The sequence below is a fragment of the Shewanella fodinae genome, assembly GCF_014651955.1.
Classification (GTDB): Bacteria; Pseudomonadota; Gammaproteobacteria; order Enterobacterales; family Shewanellaceae; genus Shewanella; species Shewanella fodinae.
Genome location: NZ_BMXW01000035.1, coordinates 1 through 17,875 on the forward strand (window position 1 = coordinate 1; position 17,875 = coordinate 17,875).

Here is a 17,875-nt window from a genome sequence, read left to right on the forward strand (position 1 = left end):
ATTCGCAGGTATGTCCGCCATCAAGAAAGAGTCGAAAAACAAGAGCAAGCTGAGCTTGCTCTTGTATAGAAGGCCCCCTTTTAGGGGGTAATCACAAAGCCACCTTCTTCAGAAGGTGGTTTTTTACGGTTGCACGGCGGGTTGAAGCAACTTGCTGAACTCTGACACCAGCATAGGTTTGCCCAGCAGATATCCCTGTACTTGGTCACAATTATGATCGGCGAGGAAATTTAACTGCTCTTGTGTTTCCACCCCTTCTGCGACAACCTGCAAGTCGAGACTGTGGGCTAAGGCAATAATGGCGCTGGTGATAGCCGCATCTTCCGGATCATCTGAAATATCACGCACGAACTCTTTATCAATCTTGAGGGTGTGGATGGGGAAGCGCTTGAGGTATGCCAGGCTGGAGTAACCAGTACCAAAGTCGTCAACCGCCAGCGTCAGACCCAATGCTTCCAGGCGTGCCAGAATGGCGATAGATTCCGCTGGATGCTGCATCACGGCGGATTCTGTTAACTCCAGTTCCAGCAATTCGGCAGGCAACTCACAGGTCGTCAACGCCCGTGTTACTTCATCTACAATATAATTATTCAGTTGCTTGGCCGAAAGGTTAATGGCAACCGGTATCAGTTGTAATCCTTGTCGGCGCCATAAGGCCAGTTGCTGACACACCTGTTGCAGCACCCAAACACCTATGGTGTTGATCATGCCCGTTTCTTCTGCCAATGGAATAAATTCTGCTGGCGATACCTGCCCAATATGTTCGCTGTGCCAGCGCAGCAGTGCTTCCATCCCGGTGAGCTTGCCGCTTTTTACTTCATATTTTGGTTGATATACCAAGTGCAGTTCATTGTTTGTCAGGGCCTGTTTCAGACCACTTTCCAGTTGCATATGTCTGACAGCGGCTTGATTCATAGAGGCTGTGTAGAACTGGAAGTTGTTCCGCCCCATCGCTTTAGCGTGGTACATGGCGGTATCGGCAAACTTTAACAACTCTTCAGTATTGTCGGCATCGTCAGGGAACATGCTGATACCGATGGAGGTAGTAATATCCAGCACCGTTTGACCTACTGCGAACGGTTGTTTCAACGTATCAGTAATTTTTTCGGCGATAACCGTGGCAGCTTTGGTTTTGTGCACACCTTCGAGAATAATCGTGAACTCGTCACCGCCGATGCGCGCGACGGTATCGCCTTCGCGGATCACCCGCCGTAAGCGCTCGGCCACCGCTGCAAGTAACTGATCTCCCACCTGATGACCACGGGTGTCATTGATATTTTTGAAACGATCGAGATCGAGGAACAGCAGTGCTACTTTGGTATTGCTGCGAGTGGCTTGCGCCAATGCGTGTTGCAGCCGATCCTGAAATAAAGTGCGATTGGGCAGATCGGTCAGTTGGTCATAGTTCGCCATCAGCCGCAGGTCTTCTTCCGCTTTTTTACGCTCGGTGATGTCGTTGAACACCATCACCAGATGGCTGGTGTGACCAGAAGCGTCCAGCACTTGGTTAGCTTCCATCCATACGGGCAGGAGTTTGCCGCGGCGGGTATGGATTTGCATCTCTCTTGCCCAACTACGGTGATGTAACATTGCAGATTCTGCTTGTTGATAAAAGCTGCGTGGATAAAGACCGCGCGTCAGAAACAATACTGGACGCCCCTTGATGTCTTTTTCGGTAAAACCGGTGATGTGGGTAAAGGCGGGGTTAACATCAATCACCCGATAGTCCAGATCAGTCGTCACCACCGCTTCATTCATGCTTTCCAGCACTTGGTATGACAAACGTAGTTGATCTTCTTGGCGTTTTCGCAACGAAATGTCGGTGAGTGTTCCTGCCATTCGGACGGGATTACCCTGTTTATCCCATTCCACCGCCTTACCGCGATCAAGCCCCCAACTCCAGTTACCATCACTATTTTTCAGGCGGTATTCGGCTTCATAAAAAGGGGTTTCACCGATGATATAGCGCTGCAGGGCATCAGTGATTCTGGGTAAATCATCGGGATGTACTTGCTTATAAAACTGCTGACGGTCAATCTCTTCACTGTATTCATCACCATCCTGTTGGCTGGTGATATACAGGCGGTTTTGTTTGAGTTGCCAATCCCACATGCGGCCACCTGAACCCAGCAGGGCTAATCGCAATCGTTTCTCCGAAGCGTTTATCTCTTGTTGAATGCGTTGATCGTGGTAACGTTGCTGGAAGTAATGGCGGGTCATCAATCCCAGTAATAATGCTGTGAGTACTACATAGGTAAAGTAAGCCCATATAGTGCGATAATATGGGGGCTGGATAAGAATATCCGCCAGCAATTGCGGTTCTTCAAGGCGATTGCCATCCAGTTGATAACGGCCCCATAAACGATAATGACCAGGTGCCAGATTGGTGTAGCTGACAACATGCTGGTTGCGCAGCGGCGTCCAACTGCTGTCTTGTTCTTCCAGAAAAAAGCTGAAATTGTCATGACCGGGGTAACTGAAATCGTTGGAGGTAACCTCAAAGGTCAGCACCTTATCGCTGTAAGGGAGGGTGATCTGATGGCTCTTATCGAGGCGATAATAAGGCGAATGTATGGCACCGAGTTGCCAGGCAGCCAACGAAATCTGAATGTTGTCACGCCGAGGCGGAATGTCAGCCGGATAAAAGTGATTCAAACCATTAATGCCACCAAACCAGATGCTACCGTCTTTATCCTGCCAGCGCACACCACCGTTAAACTCTAGGGCCTGTAGTCCTTCGTTTTCATTAAAACTTTCAATGTCATAACTATTTGGGTCTAAACGGCTGATACCTGAGTTGCTGCTAAACCAGAGATAGCCACGATGATCCTCAGCAAGTGCATAGATGGTGTTGTTAGGCAACCCGTGCTGCTGGCTGATATGAGTGAGTTTGCCATGATAATAGCGACTTAACCCGCCATGGGTCGCCAACCAGATACTACCGTCCTGCGTTCGTAGTACATCACGCACAAATGGATGAGGCAGGTCTTTACCGGGAATGACCAGCTTTTCGCCGTTGTCAGGGTTAAAATGATAAGCTCCCATCATGGTACTGACCCACAAGCCATCCGGGTCAGCTTTGACATTGAGAATAACTTGCTGTGGTTCATCATTAGCGGGAAGGATGTTATTGGCCGCTGTAAGCGCTGTGGCTTTGGCAGCTTTCCGATCAAACTGATATAACTGCCGACCGGCGCCAAACCACAGACGTTGTTGCGCATCTATGGTCAATGTCCGGATAAATCCCAGTTGGGTAGTTTCAGCATATACCGTTAGCTGTCCATCCAGAGTCAGCTTGGCTAGGCCGCTGCTGGTGGCCATCCAAAGTTGATGTTCGTTATCTTCAGCGATGTCCATGATGCGCAGATGCAGCATTTGTGGAGCAATATTCAGCGCCTTGGCAAACTGGGCGTTATAGGAGTGAAAATGTCCTGTATTATCCAGTCTAAACAGCCCTGCATTATTGGTCCCCAAATACAGATTGCCGTCGCTGCCGCGAAAAATAGCGCGGAAATTATTAAAATGCTGTTGATTGAAAGGGTCTTGCTGGTTGTAGATATGCGCAAAATACTGCCGGGTAATGTTGATGCGGTTGAGCCCTGAATAGCGGGTCCCGACCCAGAGGTTGCCGTGCTTATCCAGCAGTAGATTGAATATGTCGTTATCGCTCAGCCCGCTGGCATCGAATGGACTATAGCGGTAAATACTGTCGTGCCATTTCCCTTCTTTACGCTGCAGATTAATCAGCCCACTACCGTCACCGCCTAACCAGATATTATCGGCAGACACAAAGGCGATATCGTGAATAATCTGATTGCTATGTGGTAGCTGATATATCAGCTCTGGCGCAGCCGTTAAACTGGGGTAGTGCCACAGACTATCCCCTTTGGTCAGCCAGATGCTGTGATCTGGGGCGCTGCTTACTTGACGCACCTGTTGTTTACCGGGAGGTAGCATGAAGGGCAACCACTGCCCAGCGCGGAAAATATACGCCCCTGAATCTGCCGTGGATATAAACAGACTATTGGCATCCAGTGTATGCAGACTGGTGACAACTGGAAATGCGCTTTGACCGACGGCTACTGGCAACAACCGACTTTTATCATTACTTAGACGATACAGCCCCTGTGTGGTGCCCACCCATAGCTGCTTTCCTACGGTGGCCATTTCGACCACTTGGAGACTTTTCAACCCTTGCTCGGCACCGTAACGGCGGAAATTGCCGGTTTCTGGTTGGAAGAGATTTACTCCGCCGCTATAAGTACCGACCCAAATGGCGCCATCGCTGCTTTGAACGATATCGGTAATAAAGCTGTCGCTGAGGCTGTCATTACGAAACGGATCATGCAGAAATAGGTTGAAATCGGTACCATTGTAGCTCTGTAGACCGTCCTGAGTGCCGATCCACAGCATGCCGCCCTTATCTTCAAATAAAGAATAGATGCTATTTTGGTGCAGGCCATTGAGGCTGTTGATGTGCTCAAACCTGAGCTGTGACAAAGTCACTGCTGGCAACGGAGCGGATAACGCGCCGAGGCTAAACAGCAGCATGAGTAAGCTCAGGAGTTTACGCAAGAGTAGCCTGTAACATTGTTATAGATTATGAGTTACATATCCTATAACAAACCATAGGAAACTGCCTACTTTTGCAGGGGATAAAAAAGGCCTTGCCGGAAGGGGAGGAAGCAAGGCCTTTTGCTTTAGAACTCGGTTAAGGATTGATAGTCTTCAGGCACTCGCACCGTACCTTCCATCAGTATCCGGGCACTGCGACTCATAATCACTTTACTGACTTGCCAGTGGCCGCTATTGCATTGGGCCTCAGCGCCCACTCTTAGCGTGCCGGAGGGATGGCCAAAACGTACTTGTCCACGTTCACCACCGCCAGCTGCAAGATTGACTAGCGTGCCTGGAATACAGGCGGCGGTAGCAATAGCAACGGCGGCCGTGCCCATCATGGCGTGGTGCAATTTGCCCATGGATAAGGCGCGAACTAGCAGGTCGATTTCGCTAGCATTGACTGGTTTACCACTGGAGGCGGTGTAATTGGCGGGTGGCGCAACAAAGGCAATCTTCGGCGTATGTTGACGGGCCTGCGCTTGTTCGATTGTCTCAATCAGCCCCATTCTAATAGCGCCATAAGCCCGCAGTAACTCAAAACGTGCCATCGCGTTAGCATCGCCGTTGATGGCGTCTTGTAATTCTGTACCGCTATAACCAAGATCCGCGGCGTTGACAAAAATGGTCGGGATCCCTGCATTGATCAGGGTGGCTTTTAGTTTGCCGCCAGCAACCAAATCATCTGGTAACTCCAATTCATCAATAAGATTGCCGGTGGGGAACATTGCGCCACCATCACTATCGTCGGCGGGGTCAAGAAACTCGATCTGCACTTCTGCCGCAGGAAAAGTCACACCATCGAGTTCAAAATCGCCGCACTCGACCACTTGGCCGTTGGCAATGGGGATATGGGCAATAATGGTCTTGCTGATATTGGCCTGCCAGATACGCACGCTACAGATGCCGTTATCGGGGATGCGTTTTGGGTCAACTAGGCCGTTACTGATAGCAAAGGCACCGACAGCTGCAGTGAGGTTACCGCAGTTGCCACTCCAGTCGATAAAAGGCTTGTCGATTGCCACCTGACCAAACAGGTAGTCCACATCATGTTCAGCTTTGTCGCTGCGACTGAGGATGACAGTTTTACTGGTACTGGATGTTGCACCGCCCATGCCATCAGTCTGTTTACCGTAAGGATCTGGGCTACCAATCACCCGCAGCAGCAGCGCATCGCGAGCCGCGCCCGGTTGCTGTGCTGCTGGCGGTAAGTCCTGCAACCGGAAAAATACGCCTTTGCTGGTGCCACCACGCATGTAAGTGGCCGGGATTTTAATCTGTACTTTAGCCATTACGCTTGCCCCTGCTCCTGTAAAAAGTCCTGAGCAAAACGCTGCAATACGCCACCCGCTTCATAGATGGCCATTTCTTCAGCGGTATCCAAGCGGCACAGTACTGGTACTTCTACGGTACTGCCGTCTGTTTTGTGTAACCGCAATGTCAGTTGCGTACCGGGTGTGCGCTCGCCAAGAACATCAAAGATTTCAGTACCATCAATAGCTAACGTGTCACGGTTGGTGCCAGGTAGGAATTGCAATGGCAAAACACCCATACCCACCAGATTGGTGCGATGGATGCGCTCAAAGCCTTCTGCCACAATGGCTTCGACGCCAGCAAGCCGCACGCCTTTAGCGGCCCAATCACGACTGGAACCCTGACCATAGTCTTTACCGGCGATGATGCACAAAGGTTGCTGGCGTTGCATATAGGTTTCAATCGCTTCCCACATCCGTACCTGTTTGCCTTCGGGTTCGATGCGTGCCAAGGAGCCTTGAATCACTTTGCCATTGCTGTCTTTGACCATTTCGTTGAACAGTTTCGGGTTCGCAAACGTGGCCCGTTGTGCGGTCAGGTGATCACCGCGATGAGTGGCATAAGAGTTAAAATCTTCTTCTGGTAAGCCCATTTTTAATAGGTATTCCCCAGCGGCACTGCTAGGTAAAATCGCGTTGGAAGGTGACAAATGATCGGTGGTGATATTGTCACCTAATACTGCCAGTGGTCGCATGCCTTTCAAGGTGCGCTCACCAGCAAGCGCGCCTTCCCAGTAAGGCGGACGGCGGATATAGGTACTCATTGGCCGCCAGTCGTACAGCGGATTGATATGTTCGCCATATTCGACTTTCAGGTCGAACATCGGCTCATACACTTTGCGAAACTGCTCGGGTTTTACCGATTGACGGATAATGGCATCAATCTCAGTATCGTCTGGCCAGATATCTTTGAGTGTTATGGGCTGCCCTTGTGCATCGGTGCCGAGCACATCCTTTTCAATGTCAAAACGGATAGTCCCAGCGATGGCATAGGCCACTACCAGTGGTGGCGAGGCCAGAAATGCCTGTTTGGCGTAGGGATGAATGCGGCCATCAAAGTTACGGTTGCCAGAAAGTACCGCCGTGGCATATAGGTCGCGGTCGATGATCTCTTGCTGAATCTTCGGATCCAGCGCGCCGCTCATGCCGTTGCAGGTGGTGCAGGCAAAGGCGACAATGCCAAACCCCAGTTGTTCCAAGTAAGGCAATAACCCGGATTCTTGCAGATACAGCGCCACCGCTTTTGAGCCAGGGGCCAGCGAAGTTTTCACCCAAGGTTGACGCACCAGCCCTTTCTTCACGGCATTTCTGGCCAACAAGCCAGCGGCAATGACGTTACGTGGATTGCTGGTATTGGTGCAACTGGTGATGGCAGCGATGATCACCGCGCCATCCGGCATTAAATTGTCCAGATGTTCCACTTTGCCACTGATACCTTTGGCCGCCAAATCGGCGGTGGCGACCCGTTTATGTGGGTTAGATGGCCCGGCAATGTTGCGGCCGACACTGGAGAGATCAAACTTGAGCACTCGTTCATACTGGGCATCTTGCAGGGTATCGGCCCACAGACCCGCCTGTTTGGCATAGGTTTCGACCAACTGTACTTGCTGCTCGTCGCGGCCTGTCAGGCGTAGATAATCCAGTGTCTGCTGATCTATCGAGAACAGCGCGGCGGTTGCACCGTATTCTGGTGTCATATTGGCGATAGTGGCGCGATCGCCGAGGGTCAGATGGGCAGCGCCTTCACCGAAAAATTCCAGATAAGCCGACACCACTTTTTCATTGCGCAAAAATTCGGTCAGCGCCAGTACAATGTCGGTGGCGGTAATGCCCGGTTGCGGTTTACCGCTGAGTTCCACACCGACAATATCCGGCAGCCGCATCCAAGAGGCGCGCCCTAGCATGACACTCTCGGCTTCCAAACCGCCAACCCCTACGGCAATCACGCCGAGCGCATCCACATGGGGGGTATGACTGTCGGTGCCGACTAAGGTATCAGGAAAAGCGACGCCATCTTTGGCATGGATCACTGGCGACATCCGCTCCAGATTGATCTGGTGCATGATGCCGTTACCCGGCGGGATCACATCGACGTTACGAAACGCCGTTTTACACCAGTTGATGAAATGAAAGCGGTCTTCGTTACGACGATCTTCAATGGCGCGATTTTTTTCAAAGGCATCGGCTTCAAATCCGGCATGTTCAACCGCCAACGAGTGATCGACAATCAGCTGGGTGGGAACGACTGGATTCACTTTGGAAGGGTCGCCGCCTTTCGCCGCAATGGCGTCACGCAGCCCGGCAAGGTCTACTAATGCTGTTTGACCAAGAATGTCATGACAGACCACACGTGCTGGAAACCAAGGGAAATCCAGTTCACGTTTACGCTCAATCAACTGTGACAGGTAGGCGTTAAGTTTGGTCGGTTCGGCGCGGCGCACCAAGTTTTCGGCATGTACCCGCGACGTATATGGCAGTGTTGCCCACGCACCTGGCTTGATGGCGTCAACCGCCGCTGCTGCATCATAGTATGATAGAGAAGTGCCGTTTAGCGGTACCCGGAATGCTGTATTCATGGTGCTTTCACCCGTAAGTCAGTTAAGCTGTGCGGGCACTTGGCCCGCAATCACCCTCAAGATTGGCCTGATTAACGCTGCTCGATTGGGGGAACTTCGCGGGGTGCGACCCCCACATAATCGGCGCTGGGGCGGATTATGCGGTTGTTGGAGCGTTGTTCCATCACGTGTGCCGCCCACCCTGTCAGGCGTGAGCAAACGAAGATGGGGGTGAACAGCTTGGTCGGTATGCCCATGTAGTGATAAGCGCTGGCATGGAAAAAGTCAGCGTTACAGAACAGTTTTTTCTCTTGCCACATCAGTTCCTCACAGGCAACGGAAACTTTGTAGAGCCGCTCATCGCCGACTTCTTTCGACAGCTTTTCAGACCAGCTCTTGATAATGGCGTTACGGGGATCGGACTCACGGTAGATGGCGTGACCAAAACCCATGATCTTCTCTTTGCGCTCCAGTTTGCCGAGTAAGGTTGCGCGGGCGTCCTCTTCATCACGCATGTTCTGGATCAGTTCCATTGCCGCTTCGTTAGCACCACCATGCAGCGGACCACGTAGTGAACCAATAGCACCGGTGATACAGGAAAACATGTCGGACAAGGTTGAGGCACAAACCCGGGCGGTGAAGGTCGAAGCGTTAAATTCATGCTCCGCATAGAGGATCAGCGACACGTCCATCACTCTAGCATGCAGTGGTGCTGGTTTTTTGCCATGCAGCAGATGCAGGAAATGCGCGCCAATCTGCTCGTCGTCGGTTTCAGTCTCAATCCGCACGCCATCGTGGCTAAAACGATACCAGTAGCAGATGATGGACGGGAATGCGCCTAACAGACGGTCAGCCACATCTTGCTGTTCACTAAAGTCTTTTTCCGGCTCCAGATTACCGAGCATAGAGCAGCCAGTGCGCATCACATCCATGGGATGGGAGCTGGCAGGAATGCGTTCCAGCACTTCTTTCAACGCTTGTGGTAAACCGCGCAAGCCCTTGAGTTTTTTGCGGTAGGCTGCCAACTGCGCCACGTTGGGGAGTTCACCATAGAGGATTAGATAAGCGACTTCTTCAAAACTGACATGTTCTGCCAGATCTTTTACATCGTAGCCGCGGTAGGTCAGGCCTGAACCGGATTTCCCTACGGTACTCAGTGCCGTTTCTCCAGCGCTTTGTCCACGCAGTCCGGCACCACTCAGTTTCTTATCAGTCATCGCTGTTTCCTCTAATCCGTTAACTACTTTTATACCTTGGCATCTGTGCCTGTGTCCGGCACCGCCTGCTGCCTGTTCGCCCCCGCAATTTGGCAGCAGGCGGTCGTTTTGTGTCGCCGGTTATTTGCTGAATAGCTGATCCAGCTTGTCTTCGTACTGGTGATATCCCAGATAGTGATATAACTCTTCACGGGTCTGCATGGTATCTACCACATTGCGCTGGTGACCATCAGCGACCAGTGCCTGCATTACTTTTAATGCGGCTTTGTTAGCGGCGCGGAATGGACTTAATGGATAAAGCACCATCGCCACCCCAACGTCCGCCAGTTGTTCTTTGTTAAAAAGTTCGGTTTTGCCAAATTCGGTCATGTTGGCAAGAATCGGTGCCTTGACCACTTGCTTGAAACGCACATATTGTTGCAGTTCGGTCAGTGCTTCGGCGAATATCATGTCGGCCCCAGCTTCGATATACGCTGCTGCGCGTTCGATACCGGCTTCAAGTCCTTCTACGGCCACTGCATCCGTCCGCGCCATGATGACGAAATTTTCATCCTGACGCGCATCCACTGCAGCTTTGATGCGATCGACCATCTCTTCGGTACTGACCACCGCTTTATTGGGACGGTGACCACACCGTTTCTGCGACACCTGATCTTCCATATGCACCGCTGCCACACCGGCTTTCTCAAACTCTTTAATGGTGCGGGCGATATTGAACGCGCCACCCCAGCCGGTATCAATGTCTACCAGCAGTGGCAAATCGGTCGCTGACGTAATGCGACTGGCGTCGATCAGCACGTCATTCATTGAGGTCATTCCCAAATCTGGCAGACCATAGGAGGCGTTGGCCACTCCAGCACCAGAAAGGTACAACGCCTGAATACCGCATTGCTCTGCCATCAGAGCGAAATAGGCGTTAGTGGTACCCACTATCTGTAGTGGTTGATTATTTGCTACCGCCTGGCGGAATCGCAATCCGGCACTTGCTTTCATCTGTTGCTCCTTGTGTCCTCAGCAAACGTTCTGTGGCTTGGCTGCCAGTGTTTGCGCCTGCAGTTGTTTCAATCTCTGTTCGGTGTTTTGTCGCCCTTGCTCGATATGACGGCGCATCAGTAAGCCTGCGAGTTCGGCGTCGCGTTGGGCGATGGCCTCAACAATTCTGCGGTGTTCAGCAATGGCTCTGACCGGACGGCGACTGTTGTTGGTGCATTGGTAGCGGTACATCCGTAACAGATGGTAAAGACCCCCAATCAGCGTTTCCTGTAGATGCCGGTTACCGCTGGCACGGATGATCTGATAGTGGAAATCGACATCACCTTCCTGTTGGAAATAGCTGTCACCATCGTTTAACGCCGCTTCTTGGCGCTCTAATAACTGCCACAGGTTGTTGAGTTGCTCTTCAGTAATACGTTTGGCGGCCAGCTCACAGGCCATGACTTCCAGTGTGCTGCGTAATTCATAGAGGTCGTTAAGCTCTTCAACCGTAAGTGCCGCCACTCTGGCACCGATATGGGGCACCCGCACTACCAAGCGCTGCCGCTCTAGTAGCTGCAAGGCTTCCCGGGTTGGGCCACGGCTGATGCCATATTTTTCTGCCAGTGCTTGCTCGTTGATCTTGCTACCGGCGGGCAGTTCACCTTTGATGATGCTGGTCTGGATCTGCACCAATACCTGTTCCACCAGCGTGATGCTCTTTTCCTGCGGTGTAAATTCTGACAAATCCTGGGGTGATAGCGCCTGTCCCATGTGCAGTCCTGTTGACCAAATGTGCATTGACCTTAAAATTGTAGGTACTAATTGTCAACAATATGCAATGTTAGACGTAAGTCTAACAAAAATATCTAATAAATATTTATTTGTTATATATCAATATATTATATATAAATATTGTGTAAAAAATATTCATTAAGTTAAGCTGTTGCTGATATGTTTTGTAGACAATATTCCAAGATGATATAAATGCACGGACTTTTATGGCCTGTTAAAATCAACTATCACGACACATTAAAAGTGCATGTTAATGAAAGTAGCTAAAATCCTCGTCAGTGCCTGCTTAATGGGCGAAAAGGTCCGTTATGATGGCAACGATAATCTACTGCAGCATCCGCTTATGCAGCGTTGGCAGCAGGAACAACGCTTGCTGATGATCTGTCCTGAAGTCGCCGGTGGTTTGTCTGTTCCGCGAGCCCCGGCAGAGCAGATAGGCACCCGCATTATTACTTGCGATGGCGCCGATGTAACTGTTGCATTTCAGTGTGGGGCGTGGCGAGCACAGCAACTGGCACAACAACAAGGGGTGGTGATGGCCATTTTAAAAGCGAGAAGTCCTTCGTGTGGTGTTGGGCAAATTTATGATGGTAGCTTTAGCCGGCGACTTATCGCCGGTGATGGCGTGACAGCTGCGGCCTTACGGCAACTAGGCATTGCCGTATTTAGCGAATTACAATTAGATGCTGCCGTGGCTTGGTGGCAACGGCAGTCGTTAGTCGCGCAGTGATCAGGAAAGCAGTTGGTCGTTACAGGCCGCAGTGTTTTGCTGGTGCTGGGTCAGTAAGTTGTCTATCTGCTGGTCTTTCGCTTCCCATATTTGATTAAGCCAACGTTGGAAAGCCACCCGATATTCTGGCTCACTGAAATATTGTTCGGCATCCACTTGGGGAACCGGCAATGCTTCAACCCGGATCACTATCTTATGAACCTTTCCGTGCATCACCGCGTTAAGAATGTCAATTGGCGCATCTGGATAAACCACCGTGACGTTCAGCAATGCATCAAACTGTTCCCCCATCGCCGATAGAGTAAAGGCAATTCCGCCGGCTTTTGGCTTTAGCAGGTGCCGATACGGAGAATTCTGACGTCGGCGTTTAGCTTCGGTAAACCGACTACCTTCCACATAATTGATGATGGAGGTGGGCAGATATTTAAATTTTTCGCAAGAGCGCCGGGTTGTGGCCAGATCCTTGCCCTTAAGTTTGGGGTTTTTCTTGAGTTTTTCCGGGCTGGTACGGTTCATAAAGGGCATGTCCAGTGCCCAGCATCCAAGTCCCATAAGGGGAACATATAACAGCTCTTTTTTCAGGAAGAACTTCAGCATAGGAATGTTATTACGGAAGATATAGGTTTGTGCAGCGATATCGAATCCGCTTAGATGGTTACTGATCAACAAGTACCAACCGTCTTTTCGCAGATGTTCTAGGCCTTCTACATCCCATTCCACTTTGGCTATCAAATGCAAAATTCCACCGTTCCAGGTCGCCCAGCCCCACATAAATGTATTCATTAAACGAGTGACGGAAATCTGCCATGGACGCCAGGGCAGAAGGAGTTTAAAAAGACCGCCAAGACAAACCAGTGAACTCCAAAGAATGGTATTAACAATTAATAGGACGGTGCTTAATACAAACAACACGGAACCCGGCAAAAAATTTAGCATCAGGCTTCCCCTTGTGTTTGAGCCCGCAGACGGGTAAGTACCTCATCTTTATGATGCCAGATTTGATTGAGCCGTTCCTGGAAGTGTTGTTTAAATTCACGGTCATTCATGTAGTCGCCACGCATGTCTTGGGTAATTTCTTGTAATTCAAGGTGCACATACACTTCAGGCAAATGACCGCTGATGTAATCCCAGAACGTAGGAATTTGTTGCGGATAATAGATGGTGACATCCAACAATTTGTGGATCTGTTCGCCCATGGCTGACAACGCAAATGCCATACCTCCCGCTCGTGGCCGTAACAAATGGCGATAAGGCGAATTCTGGTGTTGATGCTTAGCCTCGCGGAAACGAGTGCCTTCAACAAAGTTCATGACACTCACCGGATTATGCTTAAACTTTGCACAGGCTTTGCGGGTGATCTCAATATCTTTACCCCGCAGCTTGGGGTTCTTCTTGAGCTGTGCGGTGGTATAGCGACGCATAAACGGAAAATCCAACGCCCACCAAGCCAATCCCAGCACCGGCACATAGATCAGTTGCTGCTTCAGGAAAAATTTCAGAAACGGGATTTTGCGGTTGAGCAATCGTTGCAATACTAAAATGTCTACCCAGCTTTGGTGATTGGCAATCACCATATACCATTCATTAACGGATAGTTCCGGCATGGCATCCACATGGATTTTCAGTGGATGGAAGAGTTTTTCAATGACGCCGTTAGTGCTGATCCAACCGGTAGCACAGCTATCCAGAAAACGACTGCTGAGCTGCTTAATTTGTGTAATTGGTAACAGCAGTTTCACCAAACTGCCCAGCAATATAGGGATACACCACAGCAGGGTATTGATGACGTAACAGCAAAAAGCGAGACAACCACGAATAAAGTACAACGTCAGGGCTCCGCTACAGGATTGAAATTCGGCCACTTATGTTACCTGTAGATGACACCGCGCTCAATCCTGCGGAGGTTGAATCCACTTAGCTTGGCGATGATTGCAGTAAAATAGTGTCTGCTAGGTGACAAAAAACCCGGAGCTTCAACAGATCCGGGTTTAATTTTACGTCGTCAGCAGATTAGAAGTGGTACTTCACAATCACTGAGTAGGTGTCTTGATCGATACCGTCTACGCCGTATTTGTTCTTCCAATAATCGTATTCAATCCCCACCAGCAAACGGTTCTTTTGCGCAGCGCCGAAGATGACGGCACCGAGATCGTATTTGATCTGTGGGTTGATGTGGATGTTTTCCTTGTAACCTAAGTCACCGTCAGAGGCAAATACCCAGTCAATAAAGCCGTCGAATACGATGTTACTATCGCCAACCGGGATATCCATGCGCCATACTGGTGTGAACTGCCAGCCGCTACTGTTGTTATTATTCGCATCACGACGGTAGGTATTTAACTGTAGGTAGGAGAAATAAGGCACTTTGAAATCCAGCCCCACACCGTACAGGAAGCTTTCAACATCCCCTTCACCGTGTTCATAGGTCAGTGCCAGGGATACGTCAGTAATGGCACCATAACCTACTGGTTGCCCCAGAATTTTACTGGCACTGAAGCGTGGTGAAATTTCACCATAGTTGGTGTTGGCATCGCCATTGGAATCATTCAGATGAATAAAGTCGTGAAACAGGAACCAGTCGCCATATTTCCAGCCACCGGCAGATTCAATGGTCACAGTGGTCTGTTCTTCTGAGGGCGCCAGTTTATAGTTGTCACCATACAGTACGGTGACACTGGTATCGGTCCACTGTACCAAATCTTCACAGAACGCTTGTGGTGACAGCAACAGTGCCAGCAATAGGCAGGTTTTCTTCATTTTGGGTTATTCCTAGTTGTAGAGTAATAAGCAATGCAATTATCGTGACCGGTATAACGTTCCATTGGTGCAAAAATCATCACGTCCTATGGTGGAATTCTTTGATTCACCCCCGGTTTAAAAAACCAAGGCAATATAGGGAAAAACCGAGCAGGACTCAAAGGATTTTTACATTTTCGCTGTTTTTCTTTGAAATCCACTTAAGATGTTGAATATAAATATTAATTTCTATATTTTGACCGTGAAATGGCATTGAATTGGCCGTATCCCATCGGCACAGATGTTGAATTTGTGATCCCGTTGCAATTTCTGCTGAGATTTCCACCATTGTTTTAGCAAATTTTCATTCAGTTTTATTTCATCTTTTGACATATTATGTCGAATCGGTTAAAAACTGTTGCTATAGTGATGCGGTGGAGACTTGATTTCGAGGGGGAAGAAATATGATGTCTTCGGATGCTGTGTGGTACTGGTTGCTCGCCGGGGCAGCGTTGATGTTAGCGGAGTTGGTGATCCCTGGCGGCATAGTGGTATTTCTTGGTGCCGCTTGTGTGGTGGTCGCTGGCGCGCTCTGGACCGGTATCGTACATGGTTGGGTACAGAGCCTAACGCTTTGGTTTATCAGTTCCGTCGTGTTGCTGCTGAGTTTCCGGCAGGTAACACAGCGCATGCTGGGCGGCGACTCCCATGTTGATAATACCGATGAAGAATTGGATATCTACAATCAACGAGCCGAGGTGAAGGAGGCTATCGGACCGGGTGAAAAGACCGGACGTATTACGTTTCAGGGGGCCGACTGGCCAGCATTGGGGGATGGCAGCGTGATCCCTGCTGGCACCGCCGTCAGAATCATCTGTCGTGAGAATATCGCCTTGGTGGTGGAGCCGTTGCAAGACGGTGAATAATAACAAACAGGAAGGACGCTATGTTTGCTTTTACCATTCTGATCCTTTTTATAGGATTCATACTTTATAAGTTACTGCTTATTGTGCCGATGCGTGAAGTGCATGTTATTGAACGTCTTGGTAAATTTCGCACTGTGCTGGAGCCAGGTTTTCACTTTTTGATCCCATTTTTTGACCGCGTCGCCTATCGTCACGATACCCGCGAGCAGGTGCTGGATGTGCCGCCGCAAAGCTGTATTTCCAAAGATAATATTCAACTGGAAGTTGATGGTTTGGTGTACCTCAAGGTGATGGATGGCAAGTTGGCCAGCTATGGTATCGAGGATTATCGCTTGGCGGCGGTGAATCTGGCACAAACCACCATGCGTTCTGAGATCGGTAAACTGAGCCTCAGCGAGACTTTTTCAGAACGAGAGCGCCTGAATGAAGCCATTGTGCGCGAGATTGACAAAGCGTCAGATCCCTGGGGGATCAAGATGTTGCGTTATGAAATCAAGAACATCAGCCCATCGCGACATGTGATCCACACCCTAGAAAAGCAGATGGAAGCGGAACGGCGTAAGCGTGCCGAAATTACTCTTGCCAGTGCTGAGAAGGCGGCGATGATCAATCTGTCGCAAGGGGAACGGCAGGAGGCGATCAATATCTCTGAAGGCCAGAAGCAAAAGCGTATTAACGAAGCTAAAGGCACGGCACAAGAAATTGCCATTGTTGCTAATGCACAGGCGCAGGCGATGTCATTGGTCGCTCAGGCGCTGGCAGCTGATGGTGGTAATGAAGCCATGAATATGCAGCTGAAAGAGCAATTTATCGAACAGATAGGACAAGTGATTGCTCAGGCAGATATTGCGGTGGTACCGACTGAACTAGCCAAAATAGAAGGATTTTTTGAGGGTATGGAGCAGGTCGCCGACAGCGTAAAAGGAGCAAAAGTATGATCCCGACAGAATTTGATACCGATATGCTGGTGTTAGCGATCTGGGGCGTTATTTTCCTGATTTTCATCGTGAATCTATTCCGTTCTATTCGGTTGGTGCCAACCAAGTCGGCCTATATTGTTGAACGGCTTGGTAAATATCACTCGACCTTGGACGCCGGGTTCCATGCCTTGATTCCTTTTGCCGATAAAGTGGCTTATATCCATGATCTCAAAGAGGAAACAATTGATGTACCGCCACAGGAGTGTTTTTCCAGCGATGAGGTAAATGTTGAAGTTGATGGGGTGATCTATCTGTCGGTTGTCGATCCTGTTAAGGCGAGTTACGGCGTCACCGATTACCGCTATGCGGCGATTCAACTGGCTCAGACAACCACACGCTCAGTGATTGGTACGCTAGAGTTGGATCGTACGTTTGAAGAGCGGGATCTGATTAGCGCCAAAGTGGTGGAGGTGTTAGATCAGGCCGGGGCATCTTGGGGCATCCGAGTACACCGCTACGAAATCAAGAATATTACTCCGCCGGAAACCGTCAAGAATGCCATGGAAATGCAGGTGAATGCGGAGCGCGAGCGGCGGGCGCTGTTGGCGAAAAGTGAAGGTGATAAGCAGAGTAAAATTAACCGTTCTGAAGGGGTAAAACAGGAGATGATCAACCTGTCAGAAGGGGAGATGCAGCGGCGTATTAACGAGGCTGAAGGTAAGGCGCAGGAGATCCTTGCGCTAGCACAGGCAACGGCAGAATCGATTGAGAAACTGGCGGCGGTGATCAGTGCGCCCGGCGGTCGTAACGCGCTTAGGATGCAACTGGGTGAGCAGTATCTGAGCAAGCTCAATAAACTGGGGAAAGCGGGGAGCCGGGTGGTTGTGCCCGCCAATCTGGTGGATTTCCAGCAGTGGATGAGCGCGATTGGTCTGCAGGAAGATAAGACCACCAACTGAAATTTCAGTAACAAAATGTATGGTCCGCCTCGTTGTTGCAAGCATAAAATTCAATGACGAGGTGGGTCTGCGCTAATGTATTCGGAGTCTCTGTTGGAGGCTCTCGCCTACCGCTCCACGATGAGTTCCGCGCCG

General features: G+C 50.1%; 13 protein-coding genes. 4 read left to right on the plus strand and 9 right to left on the minus strand.

Annotated features, from left to right (window positions below):
• Positions 1 to 123 precede the first annotated feature (123 nt).
• From IE064_RS17680 to IE064_RS17705, 6 genes are all read right to left on the minus strand, one after another.
• A complete protein-coding gene (locus IE064_RS17680) occupies positions 124 to 4,551 on the minus strand; it encodes an EAL domain-containing protein (protein WP_133040082.1) in 4,428 nt (1,475 codons plus the stop codon).
• A 149-nt stretch (positions 4,552 to 4,700) separates the two neighbouring features.
• Complete coding sequence (gene prpF / locus IE064_RS17685; protein WP_189618993.1) at positions 4,701 to 5,909, minus strand: 2-methylaconitate cis-trans isomerase PrpF; 1,209 nt, start codon at positions 5,907 to 5,909, stop codon at positions 4,701 to 4,703.
• Positions 5,909 to 8,506 carry a Fe/S-dependent 2-methylisocitrate dehydratase AcnD gene (acnD, locus tag IE064_RS17690; protein ID WP_189618994.1) on the minus strand — a complete coding sequence of 866 codons (2,598 nt, stop codon included), beginning with the start codon at positions 8,504 to 8,506 and terminating at the stop codon, positions 5,909 to 5,911. The genes prpF and acnD overlap by 1 nt, the downstream gene beginning before the upstream one ends.
• Before the next feature lie 71 nt (positions 8,507 to 8,577).
• The gene (prpC, locus tag IE064_RS17695; protein ID WP_189618995.1) at positions 8,578 to 9,702 is read right to left on the minus strand and encodes a bifunctional 2-methylcitrate synthase/citrate synthase; all 1,125 of its coding nucleotides are present in this window, start codon (positions 9,700 to 9,702) and stop codon (positions 8,578 to 8,580) included.
• A gap of 120 nt (positions 9,703 to 9,822) precedes the next feature.
• Complete coding sequence (gene prpB / locus IE064_RS17700) at positions 9,823 to 10,695, minus strand: methylisocitrate lyase (RefSeq protein WP_189618996.1); 873 nt, start codon at positions 10,693 to 10,695, stop codon at positions 9,823 to 9,825.
• An 18-nt stretch (positions 10,696 to 10,713) separates the two neighbouring features.
• Complete coding sequence (locus tag IE064_RS17705; RefSeq protein ID WP_189618997.1) at positions 10,714 to 11,448, minus strand: GntR family transcriptional regulator; 735 nt, start codon at positions 11,446 to 11,448, stop codon at positions 10,714 to 10,716.
• Positions 11,449 to 11,722: 274 nt separating this feature from the next.
• On the opposite strand from IE064_RS17705, the gene IE064_RS17710 reads away from it, so the two are divergent.
• Positions 11,723 to 12,199 (plus strand): 2-thiouracil desulfurase family protein, encoded by a 477-nt coding sequence (locus IE064_RS17710; protein WP_189618998.1) that lies wholly within the window; start codon positions 11,723 to 11,725, stop codon positions 12,197 to 12,199.
• Here IE064_RS17710 and yihG (IE064_RS17715) read toward each other — a convergent pair whose 3' ends face one another.
• The 3 genes from yihG (IE064_RS17715) to IE064_RS17725 all read right to left on the minus strand — a co-directional run bounded on the left by yihG (IE064_RS17715) (position 12,200) and on the right by IE064_RS17725 (position 14,956).
• Positions 12,200 to 13,135 carry a 1-acylglycerol-3-phosphate O-acyltransferase, YihG family gene (yihG, locus tag IE064_RS17715; RefSeq protein ID WP_189618999.1) on the minus strand — a complete coding sequence of 312 codons (936 nt, stop codon included), beginning with the start codon at positions 13,133 to 13,135 and terminating at the stop codon, positions 12,200 to 12,202.
• Positions 13,135 to 14,061 carry a 1-acylglycerol-3-phosphate O-acyltransferase, YihG family gene (gene yihG / locus IE064_RS17720; protein ID WP_229800146.1) on the minus strand — a complete coding sequence of 309 codons (927 nt, stop codon included), beginning with the start codon at positions 14,059 to 14,061 and terminating at the stop codon, positions 13,135 to 13,137. The genes yihG (IE064_RS17715) and yihG (IE064_RS17720) overlap by 1 nt, the downstream gene beginning before the upstream one ends.
• A gap of 148 nt (positions 14,062 to 14,209) precedes the next feature.
• Complete coding sequence (locus tag IE064_RS17725) at positions 14,210 to 14,956, minus strand: outer membrane protein OmpK (protein ID WP_189619000.1); 747 nt, start codon at positions 14,954 to 14,956, stop codon at positions 14,210 to 14,212.
• A 443-nt stretch (positions 14,957 to 15,399) separates the two neighbouring features.
• On the opposite strand from IE064_RS17725, the gene IE064_RS17730 reads away from it, so the two are divergent.
• The 3 genes from IE064_RS17730 to IE064_RS17740 are packed head-to-tail and all read left to right on the plus strand — an operon-like array spanning position 15,400 to position 17,740.
• Complete coding sequence (locus tag IE064_RS17730) at positions 15,400 to 15,861, plus strand: NfeD family protein (RefSeq protein ID WP_189619001.1); 462 nt, start codon at positions 15,400 to 15,402, stop codon at positions 15,859 to 15,861.
• Positions 15,862 to 15,881: 20 nt separating this feature from the next.
• Positions 15,882 to 16,799, plus strand: coding sequence for an SPFH domain-containing protein (locus tag IE064_RS17735; RefSeq protein WP_189619002.1), 918 nt, complete (start codon positions 15,882 to 15,884; stop codon positions 16,797 to 16,799).
• Positions 16,796 to 17,740: an SPFH domain-containing protein gene (locus tag IE064_RS17740; protein WP_133040071.1), complete on the plus strand. Its 945-nt coding sequence runs from the start codon at positions 16,796 to 16,798 to the stop codon at positions 17,738 to 17,740. Before IE064_RS17735 ends, IE064_RS17740 begins: the two co-directional genes overlap by 4 nt.
• Positions 17,741 to 17,875: the final 135 nt, after the last annotated feature.